This is a genomic window from Bacillus sp. JJ1562, from assembly GCF_036962705.1.
GTDB lineage: Bacteria > Bacillota > Bacilli > Bacillales > Bacillaceae_L > Ferdinandcohnia.
On the sequence record NZ_JBALOQ010000042.1, the window covers coordinates 34,187 to 57,590 of the forward strand.

The following is a 23,404-nucleotide window of genomic DNA, read 5'->3' on the forward strand; positions in this document are numbered from 1 at the left end:
GTGAAATCATGGCTTTATAGAGAAGCAATCCCGCTTTTATGAGTAAGTTTGTATAATTCATCTTGGATTTTCTTCGTAACTTCACCTATCTCAATCGTTGTTCCATTGACTTTCTGGATCGGTATAATACCTAAAAATGTTACGGATAAAAATGCCTCATCTGCATTTAATAAAAAATCCTTATTAAAAGTCTCTTCAACTACTTCAATATCATTTTTTTCACAAATTTCAAGCACAGTTTGTCTGGTAATACCGTTTAAAATATAGTTATCTGCTGGATGTGTGTAAAGTTTATTCCCTTTTACAACAAACACATTGGATGAACTACCTTCTGTTATCGTTTCACCTCTATGCAGAATAGCTTCAAAACAATCATTTTTAATGGCAGTTTCTTTTGCTAAAACATTAGGTAACAAATTTAAACTCTTGATGTTGCATCTAAGCCATCTAATATCTTCTACAAGCATCGTTTTTACACCATCTGTATAATAGTCTTCTGGTAATCTAGTTGATTCCGTCGTAAACGCGATTAGTTTAGGTGATACCTCTATTTGTGGAAAGTGATGTGTTCTTGGTGCAACTCCTCGGCTTATTTGTAAATAAATAAAGCCAGTAAATAGATGATTCTTTTCAATAAGTTCTAGTAAATTTTTATTTAATTCCTCTAATCCGTATGGAAGGTTTAGTTCAATCTGATCAGCACTGTATTGGAGTCTGGCTAAATGTTTCTCTAATTTAAAGGGTGTTCCATTATAGACGCCAATCACTTCATAAACACCGTCGCCAAATACATATGCTCTGTCTAAGAAATCAATTTTCACATTTTCCCTTAGAGCAATCTGGTCATTATCAAGAACATAACTCATCTTATAACAACTCCCTCAATCAAATTCTTAAATGCAAATAAGACAACTTTTACTTTTTAAAACTATTACTAATATCATGAAAATTAAGATTACTTATCTTGCATTTTTACTATTCACTCATAAGTTATGAACGTTTTTTAATTTGAGGCATCCATTTCAAAAGTGTTACTGCTAGAAAATTTACTTTTTAGGATAAATACAACCAAAACAAGTAGTAGTATTGTCGATAGAAGACCAATAATCACACTGTTAGTAAAGCCTAGGATCATGTAACCAAAAATGGAAACAACTCCACAAATTAATGCATATGGCAATTGCGACATGATGTGATCAATAGCGTGTACACCGCTTCCAATAGAAGAAAGAATAGATGTGTCTGATAACGGAGAGCTATGTTCACCAAATATACAACCTGCAAGAACAGCGCCGAATACTGGTATAACAAATGTAGGGTCTATGATGGCAATGATTTCAGCACCGATAGGTAACATTAAAATTAAAGTACCAAATGTACTTCCCGTCGAAAATGACATAATAGCTGCTAAAACAAAGAAAATAACCGAGAACCATGAAATCGTCGTTGAATCACTAAATAATGTTGCTAAATATGTCCCAACACCTAACTCTCCAATAATTTCAGCTGTAATAAGAGCTAGGAATAAGATTAACACACTTGGTAATGTGGTTTTCAAACCTGAGAACATTGCTGTTGTTACATCTTTTGATGATGTTTTCTTAAAAAATAATTTTATCAAAGATACAATACAAGCTAGTAAACTTCCGTACACAAGACCAGTCGTAATATCCATGTTTGTTAAAATTCCACTACCGGTGATTGGTCCATCAATATTCGAAATACCGATCCAAAGTGCAATCGCTATCGTAGCAACCACAAGAGTGATCACAGGAAGCATTAGGTCAACAACCTTCCCGTCTTTTCTAGCCGGTAATTTATTATCACTTTGTCCTGGTACGACTCCTCTTGAAGTATCAAATAAAACTCCTTCTTCGACTGCACGCTTTTCATCACGACGCATTTGTCCAAGATTAATTCCAAAATAAGCGACCAAAAAGGCCATTAAAAGACATGTAATTGCGTAATAATTGAACGGTATTGTTAGGATAAAAGCTTCAAAAGCTCCATAGCTAGTAATCCCATTGTCGGATAATAGCCCACCCATAATAGCGGCAACTGCAGCCGCCATACCTGATAATGGTATTATTAGGATAATAGGTGCAGAAGTTGAATGAACTAAATACGATAATTTAGAGCGCGAAATTCGATAATTATCAGTGATTGGTCTTACTACGTTTCCACGAAGCAAACAACTAGCAGCATCATCGAAAAAAATGACAAAGCCTAATAAAAGAGTAACCATTTTCGCTTGAAATTTTGTTTTGACCTTATTAATTGCCCATTCTGAAAAAGCTAGAATCCCACCTGAAAGATAGATAAGTGAAGTCATTATTCCTATCAATAAAACAAAGATAAGTATTTTGCTATCTCCTTGAAGTACACCCTTCATAATCTCTAAAATAGTAACAACACTTGCAAAAACATTCCACTGTTCAATGAGTATTGCGCCTAAAACGATACCTGTTCCCAACGATAAGAAAATTCTACGGGTGAAAATAATTAAAGCGATTGTGATAACCGATGGTAGCAGAGAAATGATAGTTCCTTCCATAAATTAACCTCCGTTTCTGTACTTGAAAAATTCACAACCTCTACTTTATTCACAATCTGACATCTAGGAGCAAATATATTCTCGCATCCCCCCTCACACGAAAACGATTACATTTCATTGAACATACAGTCTGTTTATTTACATTTAAAAAGAATGTGCGGATACCCTTACCTATGTCAAGCCTATCCACACATTCGAGTTGTTTTCTTTCTTTGATGGAGTCAACCTCTCTCGGGTGCTCTTAATTATTCAAGCACATTCGTAAGAGTTCCTAAATTTTCTATAGACATTGTAATTTCATCACCAGATTTTAACCATATCTGTTCTTTTTCAGGATAACCCACAATAACTCCAGATGGAGTGCCAGTGAAAATCAGATCACCTGGCTTTAATGTCATGTATTGCGAAGCGTAACTTACGATCTCCGCACAATTAAAAACCATGTCTCTTGTATTCTCTGATTGGCGGATAACGCCATTTACTTTACATTCAATTTTCAAGTTTTGCACATCAGCGATTTCATCAGCTGTAACGAGATAAGGACCTACAGGGGCGTACTTATCACCAGTTTTTCCTAGTAGCCACTGACCGGTACGAAATTGGAAACCACGTTCTGTGAAATCATTCCCAACACTGTAACCAAACACATAATCAAGTGCATCTTCTTCACTTACATTTTTCGCTGTTTTACCTATCACAATTACTAGTTCCACTTCATAATCAAATTTCTCTCCATTTTTCGGGAGCTCAATGATTTCTTTGTGTGCAGCAAGTGCATTATTAAATTTACTAAACAACACAGGAGAAGTAGGAATTGGAAGATTCGCCTCTGCTGCATGTTTTGCATAATTTAAACCTACGCAAATAATCTTCTCAGGATTTGTAACAACTGGTGCATAAGTAAGAGTGGATTCATCCACGTATGAAACAGTAGCATTTTGTATAGCATCTTGAAGCTCTGTGAATGCTTCAGGTCCTTGAGAAATAACTTCTTCCATCGTAATAAGGCTATCAAATATAGTGGTAGTATCAATGATTCCTTCTTCCGTTTTAATTCCTAAGCGAATTTCTCCATCTTGTTTAAAATTTAATAGTTTCATATCTTTTCTCCTTATCAGTAAATTTTTTTTAATACTAGATTCTATTAAAGTAGTTGTTTAACTATAGATGTTCCTACTATCAGTTGGGTATTTCTTCATAAAGAGTCAATCATTCATTTTGAAATAAAGTTGCTCTTTTGTTCGTCTGTAATAGCTCGGGCAAAGTATATTTTATTTAAAATTCATTTATATACTTATCAAAATCTTCCCCATATCGATTCTCTATTTCTTCCTTAAATTCAGACGTCATTCGGTTAACAAGGATGTCATGACGAATATAGTTACTAGTGGTCATCACTGTGGATGGATGGCTTGAGATTACAGCATGAGCGCCGTCTCCATCACTTAAAGTTTTGAAAACAATTGATTTTTCATTGTCAATAACGATACAAAGTTCGCCTGTATGACGGCGTAGCGCACTATCAACTTGATAGTGGGTAATGTTTTTCCAAGGTACCTTCAAATCTGTTTTATCAAATGTTAGAGTAACAATGGCAACACCACGGTTAAACGCATCCTGTAAAGTCTCCATCAAAATCTTTAATTCCTTCGTCCAACCATTCAAAAGAATTTGGGTTTTGGAATTTTCTATTGCAGATTGAATCGCCTCTATGGATGCCGTGTAACCATGTATCGTAAAAAGCTCTGTCCAATTCGTATCACTTATCGTAGAGATTTCTTCAAGAGCCTTTTCTAAAAAGTTCATGTTTTCTGAGAACGCTTTCTTTTTTTGGTCAAGTAGATCTTGATAAGAGGTTGGTATGTACCCGATTTTGTTTCCTTTGTCTCCCCCTGAAACACTACTAACAATTTCACGTTCCTGCATTTTTCTAAGTGTCTCATATACCTTTGGAGCTGGCACACCTGATAGTGTAGCAATGATATTGCCGTTTGATGGATGAGAACGCAAAAGGGCGATATAAACTTTTGCCTCGTACTCTGTAAATCCAAATTCTTTTAAACTATTTATAATTCGTTCAATTTTCAATTAATTCAACTCCTTAAATAGATTTTACTACCCTTGTAGTAAAAGTGTCAATATATATTATTATAACTTTTTAGTATGTAGGAAAAGCCGCTATATTTTAAAGGATTAGAGACCAACTTGAGCTTTTAGAGAGTAAAGAAAAATAACGACGACTCCCCTTGTCGGGAAATCGTCGTTAACTTGACGTTATCAGTTGATCAAACAAAATATCATACACACTTTTTCCATTAGTGTGTGTCCCTATTAATTTACCTCTTCAAGAACTTTCTTGTATCCATGGAATTGGTCTACATACTTGTAATCCTTGTCTGTACGATTCTCTAATATCTTGTCGCGGAGTAATTTTGTGATAGGGTTGGTTGTATGGATAATTTCTCCCCAGTTTCTAGCACTTGTTTGTACATAGGACGTCCGCGGTAGACGTTCTTTTTGGTATTCTATAAATGCTTCGCTAAAATTATCACCATGTTTTCTGACCATATCAGCTAAGTAGCCAGCATCCTCTAATGCCTGACAAGCCCCTTGGGCCAAGTATTGAAGCATCGGATGAGCAGCATCCCCTATCAGGGTAATGTTTCCTTGCGTCCAGTTTTCAATTGGATTACGGTCATACATCGGCCATCTTCTTTGTCTTGAAATATATGAAATAGCCGTCCTTACTCTATCACATTTATCCTTAAAAAACTCGTCCATTTCTTCTGGAGTTCCCCACTGGTCCGTATGCTCGATTTCTTTTCTGTACTGGCTACTCTTAAATACAACGACTTGGTTATATAGCTCTCCACGTCTGACTGGATATTGAACAACATGCATGTTTGGACCAATAAACATATATACATCTTCCGGATCTCCGACATTCGCATTCGCTACTTCTTCCATAGGGATAGCTCCACGATATGCTACATACTCAGAGCAAATTGGCTCATCATCGACGAATAATTTACGTGTCTTCGACCATATCCCATCTGCACCAATAACGGCTGAACCTGTAAAGGATTCACCAGCTGCAGTAAATACTTCTACAGAATCTCCATTATCAGCCGCCGTTTTGATTTCTTGATTGGTAACAAGCTCTACCTTTGGATGTGCTTTACATGCATCAAGAAGAGCCTTATGAAGATCTGTCCGATGCAATACAATATAAGGTGCACCATATCTTTCTAGATACGCTTGATCGATATCAAGTGCGGATAATTCTTTACCTGTATACGCATCCATTAATACTAAACGTTTTGGAAAAACGGCATTTTCACTGATTTTATCCATTACACCTAGTTTTTGTAATACATTCGTTGCATTGGCCGCAAGCTGAATTCCTGCGCCTACTTCTCCAAATTCCGGTGCTTGTTCTAATACTTTTACATATTTATCGGCTTGGGCAAGTCCAAGTGCTGTTGCCAACCCGCCTATTCCTCCGCCCACGACGATAATTGGATTTTGTGTGCTGTTTGTCATATTTGTCCTCTCCAATCTAGTGAAATACGTAGGGAAAACAACATGATTGTTTCCCCCTGTAAAATGAACTTATCTAAAGTCAAGCTTGAATTCTCCGGTGACTGTTTGATGTCCATTGTTTTTCTCGTATTGTTCTTCTCTTTCTAGTTCAAAGCGGTCCATAATTGGAAGATCATTAACTGAGAATAGATAAGAATCCTCCGCAGAAACATGTTCATACCATGCCCAGTTTGGTACAACGAAGTAATCCCCTGCTTTCCAATCATAGCGGACACCATTAATAACCGTATAACCAGATCCTTTATATGCATGATAAATGGTTGAATGTGTATGACGAAGTGCTTTCGTGTTGAACGCTTTTGGAAGGAACTGCATCCGTGTACCCATTGTTGGATTTGCAGACTTCCCAGTAGTTGGATTAATATAGTCGACAGCAAAGCCATGGTTAGGATTTGGATCAAATTCCATTAACCCTTTAATCGCATCAACAGTACGACTCCATTTATAGTTTGCTAATGGTGCAACATCATATTTTTCATCACCAACTGGACGTACCATTCCACCTCTGTATCGTTTTTCGGAGAAGTTGTCAGGAACATTCGGTTGTTGTAAACCATCTGCATATGGCTCAAAGAATGTGCCACCAAGATTGTAAATCGTCGGGATATCAAGCGCATCCATCCATATCATACGTTTATCACCAAGATGGCCATGTCCATGCCATAGATTTTTTGGCGTGATGAGGAAATCTCCTTCTTCCATAAAGATTCGTTCCCCTTGAACAATCGTATAAGCGCCTTCCCCTTCTGTAATAAAACGAAGCGCACTTTGTGTATGGCGATGAGATGGTGCTTGTTCCCCAGGTAAAAGAAGCTGAACGGCCGCATATAAAGTTTGTGTAGTTGAAACATGACCCCATGGCTGACGGTATGTTAACCCAGGATTTTGAAAATAGATGGCGCGACGTTCTCCACCACGTTCAGGAGTAAAAATTTCTGTTGCTTCCATTAACTTCTTATCTAGCAATTCCCCAGTCCATAAATAAGCTTGTGCATGAGGTTCTGGAGTTTTGTTCATTACTTCCGGAATCGCTTCCCATAATGGTCCAAGATTGTACTGCTGAATATCCTTCGTAAAATCCTTAACATCTTGATCTTTAAGGTAGCTTGCTTTTTCAGCCATATTAATCCTCTCCTCTTTTTAATTTATTTTGAACTTTTACTACTTAACTTGGAAAGATTGCGCTGGATCTGACCTTCATGTTTGTTCACATGCTGATCAATTAAATGCTCAATAATAAATGACAACGGTTTCGTTCCGAAGTTTGGATTTACGCTTGTCGCTACTGCTGCCAGCTGTTCCTCGGTCAAATTTTCTATTCCGGCTTGAACCGTTTGTTTTACCTTTTCAAGCTCCTTCACCATTTCGATTACAGAAATTGCTTCAACTGTTTCAGGCTTAACAGCCTCCAAGCGCCCCTCATGCAGATGGTTTCTCCCCCACTCTTTTCCTGGTGCTTCAACAAGCTGCTCGATTTCTTCTACCCAATAAGGCAATGCTTCAACAATATGGGCGATAATTTGCATAATCGACCACTCATCTTGTGTTGGTTGCCAACGAATTGTTTCTTCAGATAAACCATTCACTGTTTCTATGATTCTATCAATCGATTCATTTACAGAAGTAATATTTTTTTGCGTCATGTTTCCTATTCCTCCCTCGTTTTTCTAACTGTGTTTTCTAACACACCTACTTGCTCGATTTCCACACGTACAACATCGCCGTCCTTTAACCAGACTTGTGGCTCCATTGCTTGAATAACACCTCCAGGAGTTCCGGTAATCACAATATCACCCGGCTCTAGAGTTACTAGTTGAGATAAAAAGGATACTAAACGTTTTACTGTAAACACTTGGTTAGCTGTGTTCGTTCGTTGACGCTCTTCACCGTTAACGGTTAAAACCATTTCTAATGTTTGCGGATCCTTGATTTCATCTGCAGTAACTAGCCATGGACCAAGCGGTAAACTACCATCTACTGTTTTACCTTGAAGCCATTGTAGGGTGCGTCGTTGAATATCACGATACGTAACATCATTTGCGACTGAATATCCTGCAACATAATCAAGTGCATCTTCTTCCGATACGTTTTTCGCACGTTTTCCGATGACAAATGCGTATTCCGCTTCATAATCCAGTTGTTCTGAAATCGGATGGAATGGAATATCATCCTCTGGACCAATAATGGTATTCGCGAACTTTGCAAACAAGACTGGATGTGTCGGAAGCTGACGCCCCATCTCTAAAATATGTTCACGGTAGTTATGTCCAACCGCAAAAATTTTCCCTGGCTTCGTTAATGGTGCTTCGATTCTAACGTCTTCCTTGTTATAAATGAGTTGATGTGTATATGTATCTGGATTCTCTAATGCGTATTTCACTGCATTCCTTGCAATTTCAATACTTTCTTTACCACCTTGTAAAAACGCTTCCATTGTAGATGGTACAAAAGCCTCTGCGATTTCCTTAAAGCGATATTTTCCTTCACTTTGTAATTGAGCTTGATATGCATAATTTAGATCGATTATTTTATTGTCGTCAGTGATTGCTCCAATTCTTGAAAAACCGCCTGTAGTAAAAGTAATAAGTTTCATCGTATTCTCCCTTTTGTTAAATTTTTTTGCTGAAATAAACATTTACACGCTAATTATGATGAAAATTGTTCAGCACTTTTTACAGTAAGATCACCCACCTCAAAAATTCAATTCCACTATTGTGATAATGAGTTATACTATATATAATAATTATATGTCAGAATTTTTCATAAAGTCAATGTCAAAATAATTTAAATTTTTTCAACAGTGCTGAAAAAATTTAAAGCCTCCGGCGGATGCCACAGATTTTCAGAGGAAACTTTTCGAGCTCACTCGAAAAAATCTGAGCGCAAATACGCTATGGCGTATTTGATATTTACTGATAAATAAGGAGAAGTGTAATGGAAACTAAAAAAAGTAGAGACACCATTCAATCATTAAGCATTGGAATTTCAATTTTAGATGTGATTGCGAAAGCGAAGAGACCGCTCTCGATTCCAGAAATACAAGAAGAGACAAACATTACAAAAAGCAATTTATATAAATATATCAATACCCTCGTCCAGGATGATTTAATTTTTCGAGATCAGAATAGTGGATTGTATCACTTAGGTTCAAAATTAATCCAATATGGAATGACAGCCATGGGGAATCAAGATGTCCTAGCGATCATTTCGCCTTATTTACATTCGATAAGTGAACATACAAACAATACAGCATTATTTTCTGTACCGACATTTAACGGACCTGTGATTGCAAAAATCACCCGCTCCAATCAAGTCTTAAACATTGGTGCAGAGATTGGAACGCTCCTTCCTCCATATTCTGCGGGTGGAAAGATTTTCAACCTATTTGCAGAGCAGCATAAAACAATGAATTGGAAAAAAAACTACGATTCTACCATCATGGATGATCTAGATGAAGTCGAAACCATTCGGAAGGAAAAAATTGCTTTTGCAAAGGAACCTTTAATAGCTGAAGTGTCATCCGTCGCTCTACCTGTTCTGAACTATATCAATGAACTAATCGGGATTATTACAATTGTTGGTTTTTCTTCCGATATACCTGACACAATTGAAGACCCACAAAGTAAATTCCTACAAAAAATGCAGATAGAAATATCAAAGAATTTTTAAAAAAACGCACCCAAAAAACACCTTTACACAATTGTTAAAGGGTTTACTTCAGAGGTGTATTATTTAAATCGTCCTTTTGTTAATACTATGCAAAATAACAGGAACATAGGAGGTTTGAAATTTGAGGATCCAAAGAATAGATCATGTTGGTGTAATCGTAAATGATCTCTCTGCAGCTAAAGTGTTTTTTCTCGATTTTGGACTTGAGGTGAAAGGGGAATGGGAAATGGAAGGAGAGTTGATGGGTTATGCAATTGGGCTTAATGACGTTAAGGTAGCATGTGTAGGATTGGGAACGCCAGACGGTCAGACATGGATAGAGCTAATCAAATTTTTTACACCCTCAAATGAAAAAGATATTCAGCAACCCTTTGCAAATACACTGGGTATCCGACATATTGCATTTACTGTTGAAGATATCGAAGCTGTTGTTGCCAAATTGAAAAAGAAGGGTACGGAAATCTTTAGTGAGATACAGCAATATGAAGAAAGGTATAAATTATGCTACGTTCGTGGTCCAGAGGGAATTATTTTGGAGTTGGCTGAGGAAATCAAATAAGTAATATTAATTAAAATTGTACGACTCCTTGTTACTTTCTATTTTTTTAGTTTGTGAAAAAATGTACTTAAACAAATGGGTGCAATAACTAAAGTTGAGATCGCCGCTGCGGTTGCATTTATGCAAACAACGGTGACAATATTAAGTCACTAAGCATAAAAATTATGAAATGAACTCAATAAATAAAAAAGCGATTCATTTTAGGAGAATCTTCCAAAATGAAACGCTAAAATCTGTCTTTAATTAAAGGGCAGCAATACGTTCACGATCGTTAGCTGTTAGTTGAAAGTCAAAAATATCTAAACTTTGTGCTTGACGATCTTTATTATGAGACTTAGGAATGACGATAACATCACGTTCAATTTGGTAACGTAATACAACTTGTGCGTATGTCTTTCCGTACCGGTTACCAATTTCTTCTAGAACCTGCTTAGCATTTTCATCGATACCGCCTAATGGAGACCATGCTACAGTTGCGATATCATTACCTTTATTATATGCTATTAATTCTTCATTCCATTTTCCAACGTGGGATTCAATCTGGTTAACAGCTGGTTTAATTTTGCCATTTTTAAGAATTAAATCAAGATATTCTTTTTCAAAGTTCGAAACACCAATTGATCTAAACACACCTCGGTTATAGTAGTCTTCTAAAACATTCCAAGCTTCCAAAATTTCATCATTATTATCCCATGGGAAATGGATTAGGAACAAATCGAAATAGTTAGTTTGTAATTTCTCTAAACTTTTTTCAATTTCAGCATGCGCCCATTCTGCACCACCGAATCCTTCATATGTATTTAACTTAGTAGTGATAAAGAAATCTTCACGTGGTAGAGAGGATTTTTTTAACCCTTTTCCGACAACTTCTTCATTGTGATAAATTTGAGCAGAGTCAAAATGACGGTAGCCATTTTCAATTGCCCAGTCGATCTCTTGAGTGTCTCCTCTTAAGGCACCTGAGAATTGGTTTCCCTCTTTACCGTAAGTATTTGCACCGCTACCAACAATAGGAATTTCAACGTCATTGTTTAATTTAATATTTTTCATCTTAATTCCTCCTATGCTATATAACCTAGGTGATCCTTTTACGATTACCTAGGCCCTAATGTAAGTACATTGCTATTTTCGAGTCTAAAGGCTCTCCATTAAGCAAAATTATTTGTCAAAAACTTTTACTTGAACGTCTGCATCGATATGTTCTTTTACGCCAACTTCTTGTTCAACTGAGCCAAATGGCATTTGTGCAAGCATCTCGTATGATTCTGGTAGATTGAACATTTCTTTCGTTCCTTTATCGAAACCTTGTTCATAGCCAACATTAAAGTGTTGTAAGCTTGCGCCTAAGTCCATTTCTGTTAAAGCTAACCAAACAGCGTATTGTGCGTTCGCATTGTTGTTTTGTTTATAAGCTTCTTGACGGATTCCTCTTGCAGGCATTTCTTTAACTGCATCCATATCTTCAAAGAATAGAACTGTACCAATCCCATTTTTTGCACCTGTCATAATTCCTGACATCATATCCCACATTTCACCTTCAAGAACTTCTTTTTGAACATTATAAATGTGATCCCAGAATTTAACGTTCGCTTCATCAAATAATACAACAACACGTGTTGTTTGGCTGTTGAAAGCTGAAGGTACTTGTTTAACGACCTCGCGAATTCTATCCGAAATTTCCTTTTTTGAATACTGGAAATTAGTTCCTAATGCGTAAATCGAACGGCGTTTTTCTACTAAATCTACAAATGTTGACATAATCAATCTCCTTTAATTTGAAATATTTATTTGTCTTTTCTTTTCCTTCTTTGACTTACAATGTCATAACCTCTTTCTTTGAGTCGTTGAAGCTTATAATTAGAATCAAAGTAAAAGCTGCGCATCTTAGCCTCACTTATAGTGTAGAATAATTAAAACTGGATATCAAAATTAGTCTATCTAGTTTCACTATGTGGAACTAGATGATCCAAAATTCTTATTAATGTCCAAAATTAAAGGTGTTTTTAAAATGTTATTTATATGGAGTTAAGTATACAGGTTTCATATGTCTCATTAATAATTAGGTAGCTATTCTTTTGGAAATCTATACATTAAAATGAATTTTGTTCGTTATTTCTTTATTGAACTATCGGGACGTTAGTGAAATAAGTAAATATAAAAAAAGGCATAGAGAATTTATTCTCTATGCCTTTTTAATGTGATTTATACTGCGAAACCAGTTGCAAAAATCGTGTGAATTACCTTGTGAGCTACGGTAGGAATTATCATTTTGCACCTCACAAGTAAACCCGTTACACAATTGTATAGGTGTTTTTGGTTTAGACCGTTTCTTTATCCTTAAATCGATAGGACATTGGGGATAGCCCATAATACTTTTTAAATGTCTTTAGAAAATAGCTTTTACTTTCGAAGCCTAACTCAAATGCGATATCAACGACTGACTTTGTTGAATGGTCCAGCAATTCCATCGCTTTTACCATTTTCATTTTTGTGACATATTCAACAAAGCCTTCTCCTGTCTCCTTTTTATACATCCTACTAAAATAACTTGGATTTAAATGTAAATGCTCTGCGACATCCGTCAATGAAATCTTTTCACTAAGATGGATTTGTACATATTTTTGTGCTTTTAAAATATCTTCATTTCTAGTCGTCAAATTAATGGATTGGATTTGTTTGCGTAACGAATTAAATATATCTTCTAATACACTTTCTAAATGTTCAAATGTCTCGACATCTTGAATGGCAGCAGCTATTTTTTCATTTGATTGTGCTTCAAAATACTTTAAGGCGTTTACGTATAATTTAACATCAGTAATGAGTTTCATGACCCAGTCTTTAATGACTTGTGGAGAATAATTCTTTTCTCTTTTAAGATTAAGTTGCTCGGAAAGAAACGCGACTAATTGAGCTTTCTCATCCTTTAAGATCAACTCTTTTATTTTCTGTGAAACCTCGATATAATCTTTAAAAATAGAATCACTTGTATAAAGGACCGGACGATAATATTGAATACTATCATATTGATAATATAAGCGATGCTCTTTAGCATTTAGTAACACTCTCATGTTTTCGATTAATTCTTGGCCCTGCACATTCTGTTCTCCTAAACACGAGGTAATCGAAATTTTTAATAAAGTTCGTATTTTATTATGTATTTCCTTTATGATGGATTCTATAGTACGTTGTTTGTCCATCGTTTTATTCGTTTGAAAAAGCATAAAAAATTCACCTTGCATAAAGAAAATCTGTACCTCTGGCAGCATTTCCACAAGTACTTCTTCTAGCAGATTATTTAAACCAAATTGAAGCAAGGTTTCATTTTCATAATACTGGATGGTGTCTTGATATTGATCGATAAAGCATAGGACTGGTGTATATTGTTCGATTGAAAAGTCCATTCCCAAGAGTTCCTCTTGCTCCTTGAACCAGACCGTTTTTTCTACATTTTGCTCTTTCATGAGCTTTTCGATGAACTTTGATTTTAATGTTAAATGATTCTTTTCTAAGAAATGGGTCATGATTAAGTGCTGATTATTTGTAAAATGCTCCTGATCGAGCTTTTCCTTTAATCTTTCCAGTAAAGCAATGATATTCGACTCTTCCATTGTTTCTTTTAAAATATAATCATAGACTTCTAATTTTAAAGCTTGTTGTGCATAGTGAAACTCATCATGACAGGAGAGGATAATATTAGGTGAGTTAATTTTTGATTCTTTCAGTTGCTCGATTAATTCAATTCCATTTAATTTTGGCATCCCAATATCAGTAATCAATACATCATATGCATTTTTCGTGAGATAGGCAAGCGCAAGACTACTATCCTGAAAATGGCCAACCACTTTAAAACCATAGTCCTCCCATGGAATGAATCTCTTCAAAAACTCAATCACAATTACATCATCATCTACCAAAACAACTTCATACACGCTACTCACTCCCTATTTACCGGAATTTGAAAGTTGACCGTAGTCCCTTCTCCTTCTCTACTGTCGATGCTCATATGAAAATCTTCCCCATAAATCAACTTCATCCTTTGGTAGACATTTTGCAATCCGATTCCGTTAAATGATTGATTATTTTTCACATTGTCATGACTAGTTGTTTGATAGATTTTCTCTTGCAATTGTTCTAATGTGGGCTTATCCATACCTCTACCATTATCAGAAATGATTAATTGTAAGTGAGCCCCTGTTTGTTCGACGGCATTTATTTCAATCGTTTCGTTTCGATCCGTATTACCATGTATGATAGCGTTTTCGATTACTGGTTGCAAGAAAAACCTTGGTACTTTTATACTAGAGGTTGCAGCGCTGACATGAATCTTCAAGTCTACATCGTGCCGGTGACGAAAATTCATTAAATCAACATAATGCTTCACAATCGATATTTCTTCTTCCAATGGAATAAACGCATTGTTCCGATTGATCGTCATCCTAAGTAAAGCAGATAAAGAATAAATCAGTGAAGCACTTGCATGATCGCCCCCCATTTTTATTTTTAAGCGAATTGCATTTAATACATTAAATAAAAAATGTGGGTTAATTTGAGCTTGAAGCATGTCCAATTCCGCATTTCGCTTCGCTTCTTCTTGTAGCTTGACCTGCTCGATCATGTGCTCAATGGTATCTAGCATATGATTAAAGGAACGGCCTAACTCTGCAACATCATTATTTCCTGATATCTGTGTCCTTGCTGATAAGTCTCCCTGATTGATGGCTTTTGTCACATGATTTAAGCGGCTGATTGGTTTCGTGAATTCACGTACAAGCATAATAAGTCCAATTAAAAAAAGAACTAAGAACCCACCTTGAATTAAGATAGTCGTTTTCGTCACCTTATTGATCGACCCAATTGTATCTTCATAAGGAACAAGGCTAGCCAATCTCCAATTCGAATAGGAAACGGGATAGGAAACTAATAAATGCTTCTCATCCTCATAGTCTACAATTTGATAATGAGAGTCCGTTACTCCATAGGGTAATTTCGTGCCTATTTCATCCGAATTCAAACTTGAATAGACGTCCCCATTCGTGTTGGTCAAATAAAATTTTGCGCGGCTGTCACTTTGATATTGATCTAAAAGTCGCTTAATCTCCTGTTCTCTTAAACTAATAATTAAATAAATATTGGAGGAATTCGCTTTTTGTATCCTTCTACCAATTGTAATCAGATAGGGGTAGGAATTGTTTTCTTCTTGGATGTAGGTAGGATCTGCCCCTAGCCAAAAGGTTTCGTAAAAACTTAAGTTAATCAATTCCTCAAACCATGGTTTCTCTTTAAATTGTAAAGGATTAAAATCGACTAGAGAGTAATTGGTGTAATAGAGATCATTATCAAACAAGATTGTTATATACATCGGCATGAGTAAATCAGTAATACTAACCAATTCATTTGATATATGAATATAGTGAAGAGCCGTTTCTTGTTTTACGTTTGGAGAATTAGAATCAATTAACTCATGTGATTTTAGTAGCTGACTCATTTTTGAATTAAACTGAATATAATTAGAGGTATACATTACATCATCTAAAATATTCTTGATTCCTAATTCAATCATTCGTAAATCATCTTCTGATTGTTCGGCAGCTCGTTGTTCCAATACATCCTTTGTAAAATAGTTTGAAACGATATAAGTACTTACCCATGGAAATAGAATACAAAGAATAACGGAAATGATTAATCGTGTTCTTAGTGACATTTGTTTGATCTTTTTCCATAACAGCTTCATTGATGTTCACCACTTCATATTGAAAAGTATGATTTCTAAAAATAAAAATAGAGAGAAAACAAGTGTCTTCTCTCTATTATATCATTGATGTATGAATATTCTAATTACTTATTCGCATCTACAATAGCTTGTACTTTTTCTTCAATATTTTTCATTGTTTTATCAAGATCCTGCTCACCAAGAAGATATAATTCTGCCTCAGCGGCAAATTCATTATTTGCTTCAGACATATATCCTGGTGGTGCATATACTTTAACAGAACTAACAGATGTAAGCGTGTGTTTCAAAGACTCCAAATGAACGGCTTCTGGTTTTGCAGTTGCATTTACAACGGATTCTAATGATTTACTCATGTCGGCTTCCTTCCATGCAGGAGTCCAGATTCCTTGTTCAACAATCCCTTCTGTCGTGATCCAACGCATGAAGTCATAAGCTTCTTGTTTATGCTTTGAGTTTTTTGCAATGGTAATTAAATCGCCACTCATTGGTGCAAGTGCCTCATCGCTCGTATTACTTTTCGGATATGGTGCCCAAGCAATTTCAAATTCCGGTGTAAATTGACCCCATTCATTAATCATAAAGCTACCAGTAGGAGTCATTGATGCTGCTTGACTAAAGAATTGCTGACGGTAATCAAGCTTTTGCGATAAAATTTCAGTAAATGGAACGGATGATTTATCTACATTTTCTAACCTGTTTCGTAATTCCAAAGAAGCACGTAACGCTTCGTCATCTGCATTAGATGTTCCATCTTCACTTATAATTAAATTGTCATCTTTCTTACCCATTAACATTACCTGAGAGTGGAACCAATGCCAAGAGTGTAAATAAGATCCAAAGTGATCGTCTGTAGTTAGCTTTTTAGCGTATTCTGCATACTCATCCCAGGTCCATTCTGTCGGGATTTCTAAGCCGGCTTCATCAAGATGTGCTTTATTAAGCATGACAAGCATAGTGATATTTTTCATCGGCAAGCCATAGTACTCCCCATTAAAAGCTGGAAAGGGATTATTATACACATCATTAACTTCAATGCCTTCTGATTTAGTAAATTCGGTGATCGGATCAACCAGTCCTGCATCAATTCGCTTCGCTAATTCTTGTGGAGTGTTGAATAAAATCATATCCATATCATCACCCGCAGAAGCCATTAAATCTAACTGCTTGTAATAATCCGTAGCATTCATGTTTTCGACAAGTGGGATGGATTCTATTTTTATTCCTGGATTCGCCTCTTCATACTTTGCGATTACACTTTCCCATTTTCCAACATCCTCATTAATCCAGTGGACAAATTTTAACGTAATTTCTTCATCAGATGACTTTGATCCAGAGTCAGATCCTTTTTCATCTGTTGAAGCATCATCCTTTCCTGAACAAGCGACCAATATAAACATTGTCAAAAGTCCAACTAGTAACAAGAGCCCCCATCTTTTCATTTTTAAAGCCTCCCTTTATTTTTTATTGTATATCAACTCTATCTAAATCGAGAGAGTAAATACCTAACCCTTCACTCCACCAAGCTGTATACCCTCAATGACATTTTTCTGCCCAATAACGAAGATGATGAGTAATGGTAGAATGGCAGAAACAGAAGCAGCCATCATTAATGAGTAGACACTCCCATGCTGATCCGCAAAGCTTTGTACACCAAGTTGAATCGTAAATAATTCTTTTGACCGTAGGAAGATTAATGGATATTGGAAGTCATTCCAGGTCCAAATAAATCGTAATATCGCATACGTCGCGATCGCGGGTCTAACCAACGGCAAGGCAATCGATGCAAAAATGCGAAAATGACCCGCTCCATCCATCCTTGCTGATTCAATGATTTCGTTACTAATTCCGAGATAAAATTGACGAAGCATAAACGTTCCAAACACACTGAAACTATTTAATAAAATGAGACCCATGTGAGTATCATAGAGACCTATCCATCTATATAAAAGAAATTGTGTAACTAACAAAGTTTGTGGTGGAATCATAAAGGTTGCCAAGACAATTAGAAAGATCCAATCTCTTCCTTTAAAATTAATTTTGGCAAATCCATATGCCGCTAAGGCTGAAATCGTACAAGAGATTAATGTGGTAAGAATCGTAACCTTAATAGAGTTCCAGTATAATAGTAAAAACGGCATTGACCCTGTCCAGACCTCTTTATAGTTTTCAATCGCATTCCAGGTTTCCGGAATCCATTGAATTGGAAACGTTAATACTTCCTTTTCAACTTTTAAAGAAGCAGAGATCATCCAGAAAAATGGCATGAGAAAAGCAATCCCTATTAGAGCCATAATGACTGTTATTATCAATTTTCGCGTATCTAATCTTGCTACCATATCGACTGCTCCTTTCTACTTAATAGTTCACCCATTTTTTCTGACCAATAAATTGAATATAGGTAATCACCAATATAATGACAAACATGATTAGCGAAATCGCAGATGCATAGCCTGTTTTTAATTCAAGGAATGCTTGCTGATACAAATAGACAACCGGTGTTATTGTTGAATTTGCAGGTCCACCATTTGTCAAAACAATTATGAGATCGAACACTTTAAAGCTCTGAATAACACCTGTAACAAACAATAAGAAGGTTGTAGGTGACACTAATGGAATCGTAATCTTTATAAATTGAGACCAAGCACTTGCCCCATCCATTTGTGCGGCTTCATATAATTCTTTTGGGATGTTCTGCAAGCCTGCCAAGTAAATAATAAGGTTAAACCCAATGCCCGTCCAAATCATAATTAACATTACGGATGGTAAGGCATAGGTAACGTCTGCTATCCAACCAGGGGGATTATCGATCCCAATAAATTGAAGGAATTGATTAATCGGTCCTTTCGTTGGATGGAATAGCACTTGGAAGACAACCGCTACAGCTACAACGCTTGAAATAAACGGCATAAAATAAACCACTTTAAACATATCTTTCAAATACACATGCTTGTTAATGATCACAGCTAATCCTAGAGAAAACAATAAAGTAACAGGTATTGCTAAGAGCAAAAGAATATTATTTATTAATCCTTTAATGAATAATGCATTTGTAAGTAATTTCAAGAAATTCTCGAATCCTATAAATTTAGCGTCTTGATAACCAGCGACAAAATTCCAATCTGTAAAACTTAAAACAAATGATGCTAGAATCGGAAATAATACTAATACGGAAGTCCCAATAAACATGGGCGCTATAAAGGCATAGCCTGCTAAATTCTCCTTCCATCCACTAAAAGGACCACTCTTCCGTTTTTTCGTCCGCTTTTGTACTTTTGATTTTTGTACAAATTCGATGTCGGCCTTTACTTCGCTACTCATGATTTTCACCTCTTCTTCTTAGTTGGAGATTGAATCAAATGCGCTTTGGCGTATTTGCGCCTGATTTTTTTAGGCCCACACGATGTGGGTCACAAAGACGTTGCCACAGGACGTGGCGTTCTTAGTCTTTGATCCTTGCCTCGAAAAATTTCCTTTAATAAATCGTGGCATCCGCCGGAGGCTTTAACTTTATTCAGTCCGGTTAAAATCACTAATGAATTGTATACATTATTTGCATTCATTCTCCACCTATGAAGTAGGGATTTTTGCTGAATAAAGTTAAATTTTGAATGTAGCCTTAGTATAGGATTTGTAACCGTTACCAACAATCGATATTTTTTACATAATTGACAAAATTTTTACTACTTTCCACCAATTTTTTTACACCTGCTCTACATATAGGACATTCCGCCTAGTTCGTGGTTTTATTTTTACTTTTTGGATAATATTTTTACCTCATGACAAAAAAGAAAACGTTTGAATTCATTGCATGATATAGTATCGATAAGGAGGGAGCACGATGCAATTAGGGGCATTTTCAGGTATGATTTATACAATTTGTGAATGGATAGCAAGATTGGCCTATTTAAATCTATTATGGATTCTTTTTACATTAAGTGGATTCGTGGTGTTTGGTTTTTTTCCGTCTACCATTGCGTTGTTAGCAACATTAAGACAGTTTCTGAACAAGAATCACCCACCGATTTTCAAAACCTTTTGGCACTATTATAAAAAAGAGTTTTTAAATAGTAATAAATTAGGTCTCATAATCGTCATCATCGTTTTAATTTTTTATATTAATATCCAATATTTACAGTCTACTTTTAATGAAGGAACAGGCTTTCTGTTTTATTCAAGTATGATCATTAGCTGTATGTATTTGCTGATCATTTGTTATACGCTAGCTTCCTATGTTGAATTTGAACAACCACTTGGAACTCATATAAAAAATGCACTTCTTATTACGGTCTACAGTCCGATACCAAGTCTCTTTTTGATTTTTGGATTTGCTGCCGTCTATTTTGCTGTTACGAAAATTTCTGGATTAGGCTTCTTTTTTAGTGTGAGCATATTAGGTCTTGTGATTCTATCCTCAGCAAATCTGGCCTATAAAAGAGTATCAAGAAAACAAGAGCAATTAGGTAATCGAGTGGGATAAAAGTATATGAAGGATTTGATATATAGGGCAAAATAGCTTCATCTCAGTCCCATTTGAGACTTTGATGAAGCTAATTTTATGAAGAAATTAGATCAGTTCCTTATAAAGGTTAAGTTCTGTACTTTCTCGAAATTTTCTTAGCTCAGGTACAATTTCTACCACATGCTTACTTTTATCATGTTGATTTAAAGCCTCTTCATCTTCCCATTCCTCAAGCATCGAAATGATAGTTGGATCATTGATATCTTGATTAAGAGTATATGTGATACAACCTTTTTCTTTACGGGTTTCTGTCACAACTTTTCTAGCTAGTGTTAAATATTCCTCAATATTTGTTTCTGGCTTTAGTTTGATTTTACAAACACCTTTAATCATATCATTTGCTCCTTTTTATTTAATTTTGGGAAATAGAAACTTCTTATTTAGTATAACTACCAAACAAAATGGATGCTATCAAAATTTTCGTGATTTTCTTCAGAAAAAGACACGAAGTCCAAAAGAAAATTATTGGCATATTTGCCTTGATTCTATTAATATAAGTATTATCAAAAAAATGAATAAATAGTTTACAATGCTATTTAGCTTTTTCGATATTTTTTTGATCGAAATTCGAGGTAAAAGGAGAAATGTATATGAGCAACAAAATCAGACTAGGTATCGTAGGATACGGTAATCTTGGAAAAGGTGCAATTAAGGCTATTAAACAATCTCCTGACATGGAATTAGTAGCGGTTTTTACAAGAAGAGAGCCTGAAAGCCTAAATCTTGAGGATGCGAATGTAAAGGCTGAACATATTTCAAATGCAAGTGATTATCAAGGTAAAATTGATGTGATGCTACTTTGTGGAGGATCTGCAACAGATCTACCTGAACAAACTCCACAATTCGCTAGCATATTCAATACTGTAGATAGTTTTGATACACACGCAAAGATTCCTGAATTTTTCCAAGCTGTCAATGAAGCTGCAAAAAATACAACAGCCATCATCTCTGTAGGCTGGGATCCAGGTCTATTCTCGATCAATCGTGTGATGGCTGATGCGATTTTACCAAATGGTGAAAATTATACTTTCTGGGGAAAAGGCCTAAGCCAAGGTCACTCTGATGCAGTTAGACGTGTTGCAGGTGTTAAAAACGGTGTCCAATATACGATTCCTTCAGAGGATGCAATGGATAAAGTTCGCAGTGGTTCAAATCCTGTACTAACAACTGCTGAAAAACACCGTCGCGTTTGCTATATTGTTGCAGAGGAAGGCGCAGATAAAGCAGCAATCGAAAATGAAATTAAAACAATGCCAAACTACTTCGCTGATTATGATACAGAAGTGAACTTTATTACTGAAGAAGAATTAAATCGTGACCACTCTAAAGCTCCACATGGTGGGTTTGTGATTCGCGGTGGACAAACAAGTGAAGACACTACACAAATTTATGAATTCTCTTTAAAACTAGACAGCAATCCTGAGTTTACTTCGGCTGTATTAGTTGCATATGCAAGAGCTGCATATCGCCTAAGCCAAGAAAAGCAATTTGGTGCAAAGACGGTATTTGATGTAGCGCCAAGCTATATCTCTCCTAAATCACCGGAGGACTTAAGAAAAGATTACTTATAAAAATAACAAAAAATCACTCACAATTTATGAGTGATTTTTTTTATTTATTCATCACTACCTTTATACCTTCTATATGGCAGTGGGTTCCAATCCGGTATTGAAGATTCTCTAAACCCTACATAAAAATGATGGTTTAAAAGAATGGATTTTCGCATTAATTTCGTAATAAATTTATATTTTCTTATCATTCGCCCCTCAAATATAACCAAAATCTTAACATTTATATGTATTTTCATTAAAATAATTCGTTATTTTCACTTGCGTAACCTCCATTTTATATTTATGATTATTATGTTGTTAAATTTCACGTAGGAGGATTAATATGAAGCTAACTTACACTGGTAAAACAAAAGATGTCTATGAGTTGCAGGACGGAAATTATTTACTACGATTTAAAGACGATGTAACAGGCGTTGATGGTGTTTTTGATCCAGGTGCAAATACAGTTGGTTTAACAATTGAAGGTGCAGGACGTGCTGGATTAAAATTAACAAAATACTTTTTCGAATTATTAAATGAAAAAAGTGTTCCAACTCACTATATTGACGCTGATATCGAACAAGCAACCATGACAGTAAAACCGGCTGAAGTTTTTGGTAGTGGGCTTGAAGTTATTTGTAGATATCGTGCTGTAGGTAGCTTTCTACGCCGATTTGGCTTATATGCTGAAGAAGGACAAGCCTTGGATGCTTTTGTTGAAGTGACCTTAAAAGATGACGGACGTGAAGATCCTCCAATTAGTGAAGACGCTTTGGATATGCTTGGCATCTTGTCTAAAGAAGAATATCAAGTATTAAAAAGCCTTACCCAACAAATTGCTGGTATCGTAAAAGATGAGCTTGCGAATAAGGATATCGAACTCTATGATATAAAATTCGAATTCGGACGTACTGGTGATGACAGACAAATCGTTCTAATTGACGAAATCTCTGGTGGAAACATGCGCGCCTACAAAGACGGCGAATACATCGAACCACTAGAATTAGAGAAATTGTTTTTATAATCGGGACATAGATCCCTTGCTCCATTTAACGAAATTATTACAATGTATGCACAAAAACACCTCTTATTGATTAGAATGGGTTCTGTTTTAAGGTACTTTTCTAAAAATCATCACCGAAATGACAATCCTTTTGACATCGTAAATGGCATATAAAAAAAGCAAAACTCGCCCCAAAAATGAAGTGAACCAAAAAAG

General features: G+C 35.8%; 21 protein-coding genes. 5 read left to right on the forward strand and 16 right to left on the reverse strand.

Annotated elements, in window-relative coordinates; translation table 11 throughout:
- Positions 1-14: 14 nt before the first annotated feature.
- The 8 genes from dat to V7097_RS20870 form a co-directional block, all read right to left on the reverse strand.
- Positions 15-866 (reverse strand): D-amino-acid transaminase, encoded by an 852-nt coding sequence (gene dat / locus V7097_RS20835; protein ID WP_335705560.1) that lies wholly within the window; start codon positions 864-866, stop codon positions 15-17.
- A 137-nt stretch (positions 867-1,003) separates the two neighbouring features.
- Entirely contained in the window at positions 1,004-2,554 is a 1,551-nt protein-coding gene (locus V7097_RS20840) for a Na+/H+ antiporter NhaC family protein (protein WP_335705561.1), read from the reverse strand.
- A 245-nt stretch (positions 2,555-2,799) separates the two neighbouring features.
- Entirely contained in the window at positions 2,800-3,654 is an 855-nt protein-coding gene (locus V7097_RS20845) for a fumarylacetoacetate hydrolase family protein (RefSeq protein ID WP_335705562.1), read from the reverse strand.
- A gap of 175 nt (positions 3,655-3,829) precedes the next feature.
- The gene (locus V7097_RS20850) at positions 3,830-4,642 is read right to left on the reverse strand and encodes a TrmB family transcriptional regulator (protein ID WP_335705563.1); all 813 of its coding nucleotides are present in this window, start codon (positions 4,640-4,642) and stop codon (positions 3,830-3,832) included.
- A gap of 243 nt (positions 4,643-4,885) precedes the next feature.
- Complete coding sequence (locus V7097_RS20855; RefSeq protein ID WP_335705564.1) at positions 4,886-6,097, reverse strand: FAD-dependent monooxygenase; 1,212 nt, start codon at positions 6,095-6,097, stop codon at positions 4,886-4,888.
- Positions 6,098-6,166: 69 nt separating this feature from the next.
- Positions 6,167-7,279, reverse strand: coding sequence for a cupin domain-containing protein (locus V7097_RS20860; RefSeq protein ID WP_335705565.1), 1,113 nt, complete (start codon positions 7,277-7,279; stop codon positions 6,167-6,169).
- 23 nt (positions 7,280-7,302) lie between these two features.
- Positions 7,303-7,800 (reverse strand): DinB family protein, encoded by a 498-nt coding sequence (locus tag V7097_RS20865; protein ID WP_335705566.1) that lies wholly within the window; start codon positions 7,798-7,800, stop codon positions 7,303-7,305.
- Between the two features lie 5 nt (positions 7,801-7,805).
- Entirely contained in the window at positions 7,806-8,750 is a 945-nt protein-coding gene (locus V7097_RS20870) for a fumarylacetoacetate hydrolase family protein (protein WP_335705567.1), read from the reverse strand.
- 341 nt (positions 8,751-9,091) lie between these two features.
- Between V7097_RS20870 and V7097_RS20875 the strand changes: the two genes are divergently transcribed.
- On the forward strand, positions 9,092-9,826 hold the full coding sequence (locus tag V7097_RS20875) for an IclR family transcriptional regulator (protein WP_335705568.1): 735 nt from the start codon (positions 9,092-9,094) through the stop codon (positions 9,824-9,826).
- A gap of 121 nt (positions 9,827-9,947) precedes the next feature.
- Positions 9,948-10,385 carry a VOC family protein gene (locus tag V7097_RS20880; protein ID WP_335705569.1) on the forward strand — a complete coding sequence of 146 codons (438 nt, stop codon included), beginning with the start codon at positions 9,948-9,950 and terminating at the stop codon, positions 10,383-10,385.
- Between the two features lie 243 nt (positions 10,386-10,628).
- On the opposite strand, the gene V7097_RS20885 is transcribed toward V7097_RS20880, so the two are convergent.
- The 7 genes from V7097_RS20885 to V7097_RS20915 form a co-directional block, all read right to left on the reverse strand.
- On the reverse strand, positions 10,629-11,435 hold the full coding sequence (locus tag V7097_RS20885; RefSeq protein ID WP_335705570.1) for an aldo/keto reductase family protein: 807 nt from the start codon (positions 11,433-11,435) through the stop codon (positions 10,629-10,631).
- Between the two features lie 108 nt (positions 11,436-11,543).
- A complete protein-coding gene (locus tag V7097_RS20890) occupies positions 11,544-12,143 on the reverse strand; it encodes a nitroreductase family protein (protein WP_335705571.1) in 600 nt (199 codons plus the stop codon).
- 560 nt (positions 12,144-12,703) lie between these two features.
- Positions 12,704-14,314 carry a response regulator transcription factor gene (locus V7097_RS20895; RefSeq protein WP_335705572.1) on the reverse strand — a complete coding sequence of 537 codons (1,611 nt, stop codon included), beginning with the start codon at positions 14,312-14,314 and terminating at the stop codon, positions 12,704-12,706.
- Between the two features lie 5 nt (positions 14,315-14,319).
- Positions 14,320-16,116, reverse strand: coding sequence for a sensor histidine kinase (locus V7097_RS20900; RefSeq protein ID WP_335705573.1), 1,797 nt, complete (start codon positions 16,114-16,116; stop codon positions 14,320-14,322).
- A gap of 104 nt (positions 16,117-16,220) precedes the next feature.
- Positions 16,221-17,555: an ABC transporter substrate-binding protein gene (locus tag V7097_RS20905; RefSeq protein WP_335705574.1), complete on the reverse strand. Its 1,335-nt coding sequence runs from the start codon at positions 17,553-17,555 to the stop codon at positions 16,221-16,223.
- 63 nt (positions 17,556-17,618) lie between these two features.
- Positions 17,619-18,452 (reverse strand): carbohydrate ABC transporter permease, encoded by an 834-nt coding sequence (locus V7097_RS20910; protein ID WP_335705575.1) that lies wholly within the window; start codon positions 18,450-18,452, stop codon positions 17,619-17,621.
- 19 nt (positions 18,453-18,471) lie between these two features.
- Entirely contained in the window at positions 18,472-19,434 is a 963-nt protein-coding gene (locus V7097_RS20915) for a carbohydrate ABC transporter permease (protein ID WP_335705576.1), read from the reverse strand.
- Between the two features lie 520 nt (positions 19,435-19,954).
- Between V7097_RS20915 and V7097_RS20920 the strand changes: the two genes are divergently transcribed.
- Positions 19,955-20,593 carry a YesL family protein gene (locus V7097_RS20920; protein ID WP_335705577.1) on the forward strand — a complete coding sequence of 213 codons (639 nt, stop codon included), beginning with the start codon at positions 19,955-19,957 and terminating at the stop codon, positions 20,591-20,593.
- Positions 20,594-20,680: 87 nt separating this feature from the next.
- On the opposite strand, the gene V7097_RS20925 is transcribed toward V7097_RS20920, so the two are convergent.
- Positions 20,681-20,968 carry a putative quinol monooxygenase gene (locus V7097_RS20925; protein ID WP_335705578.1) on the reverse strand — a complete coding sequence of 96 codons (288 nt, stop codon included), beginning with the start codon at positions 20,966-20,968 and terminating at the stop codon, positions 20,681-20,683.
- A 257-nt stretch (positions 20,969-21,225) separates the two neighbouring features.
- Between V7097_RS20925 and V7097_RS20930 the strand changes: the two genes are divergently transcribed.
- Both V7097_RS20930 and V7097_RS20935 read left to right on the forward strand, forming a co-directional pair.
- Positions 21,226-22,206 carry a diaminopimelate dehydrogenase gene (locus V7097_RS20930; RefSeq protein WP_335705579.1) on the forward strand — a complete coding sequence of 327 codons (981 nt, stop codon included), beginning with the start codon at positions 21,226-21,228 and terminating at the stop codon, positions 22,204-22,206.
- Between the two features lie 322 nt (positions 22,207-22,528).
- A complete protein-coding gene (locus V7097_RS20935) occupies positions 22,529-23,209 on the forward strand; it encodes a phosphoribosylaminoimidazolesuccinocarboxamide synthase (protein ID WP_335705580.1) in 681 nt (226 codons plus the stop codon).
- Positions 23,210-23,404: the final 195 nt, after the last annotated feature.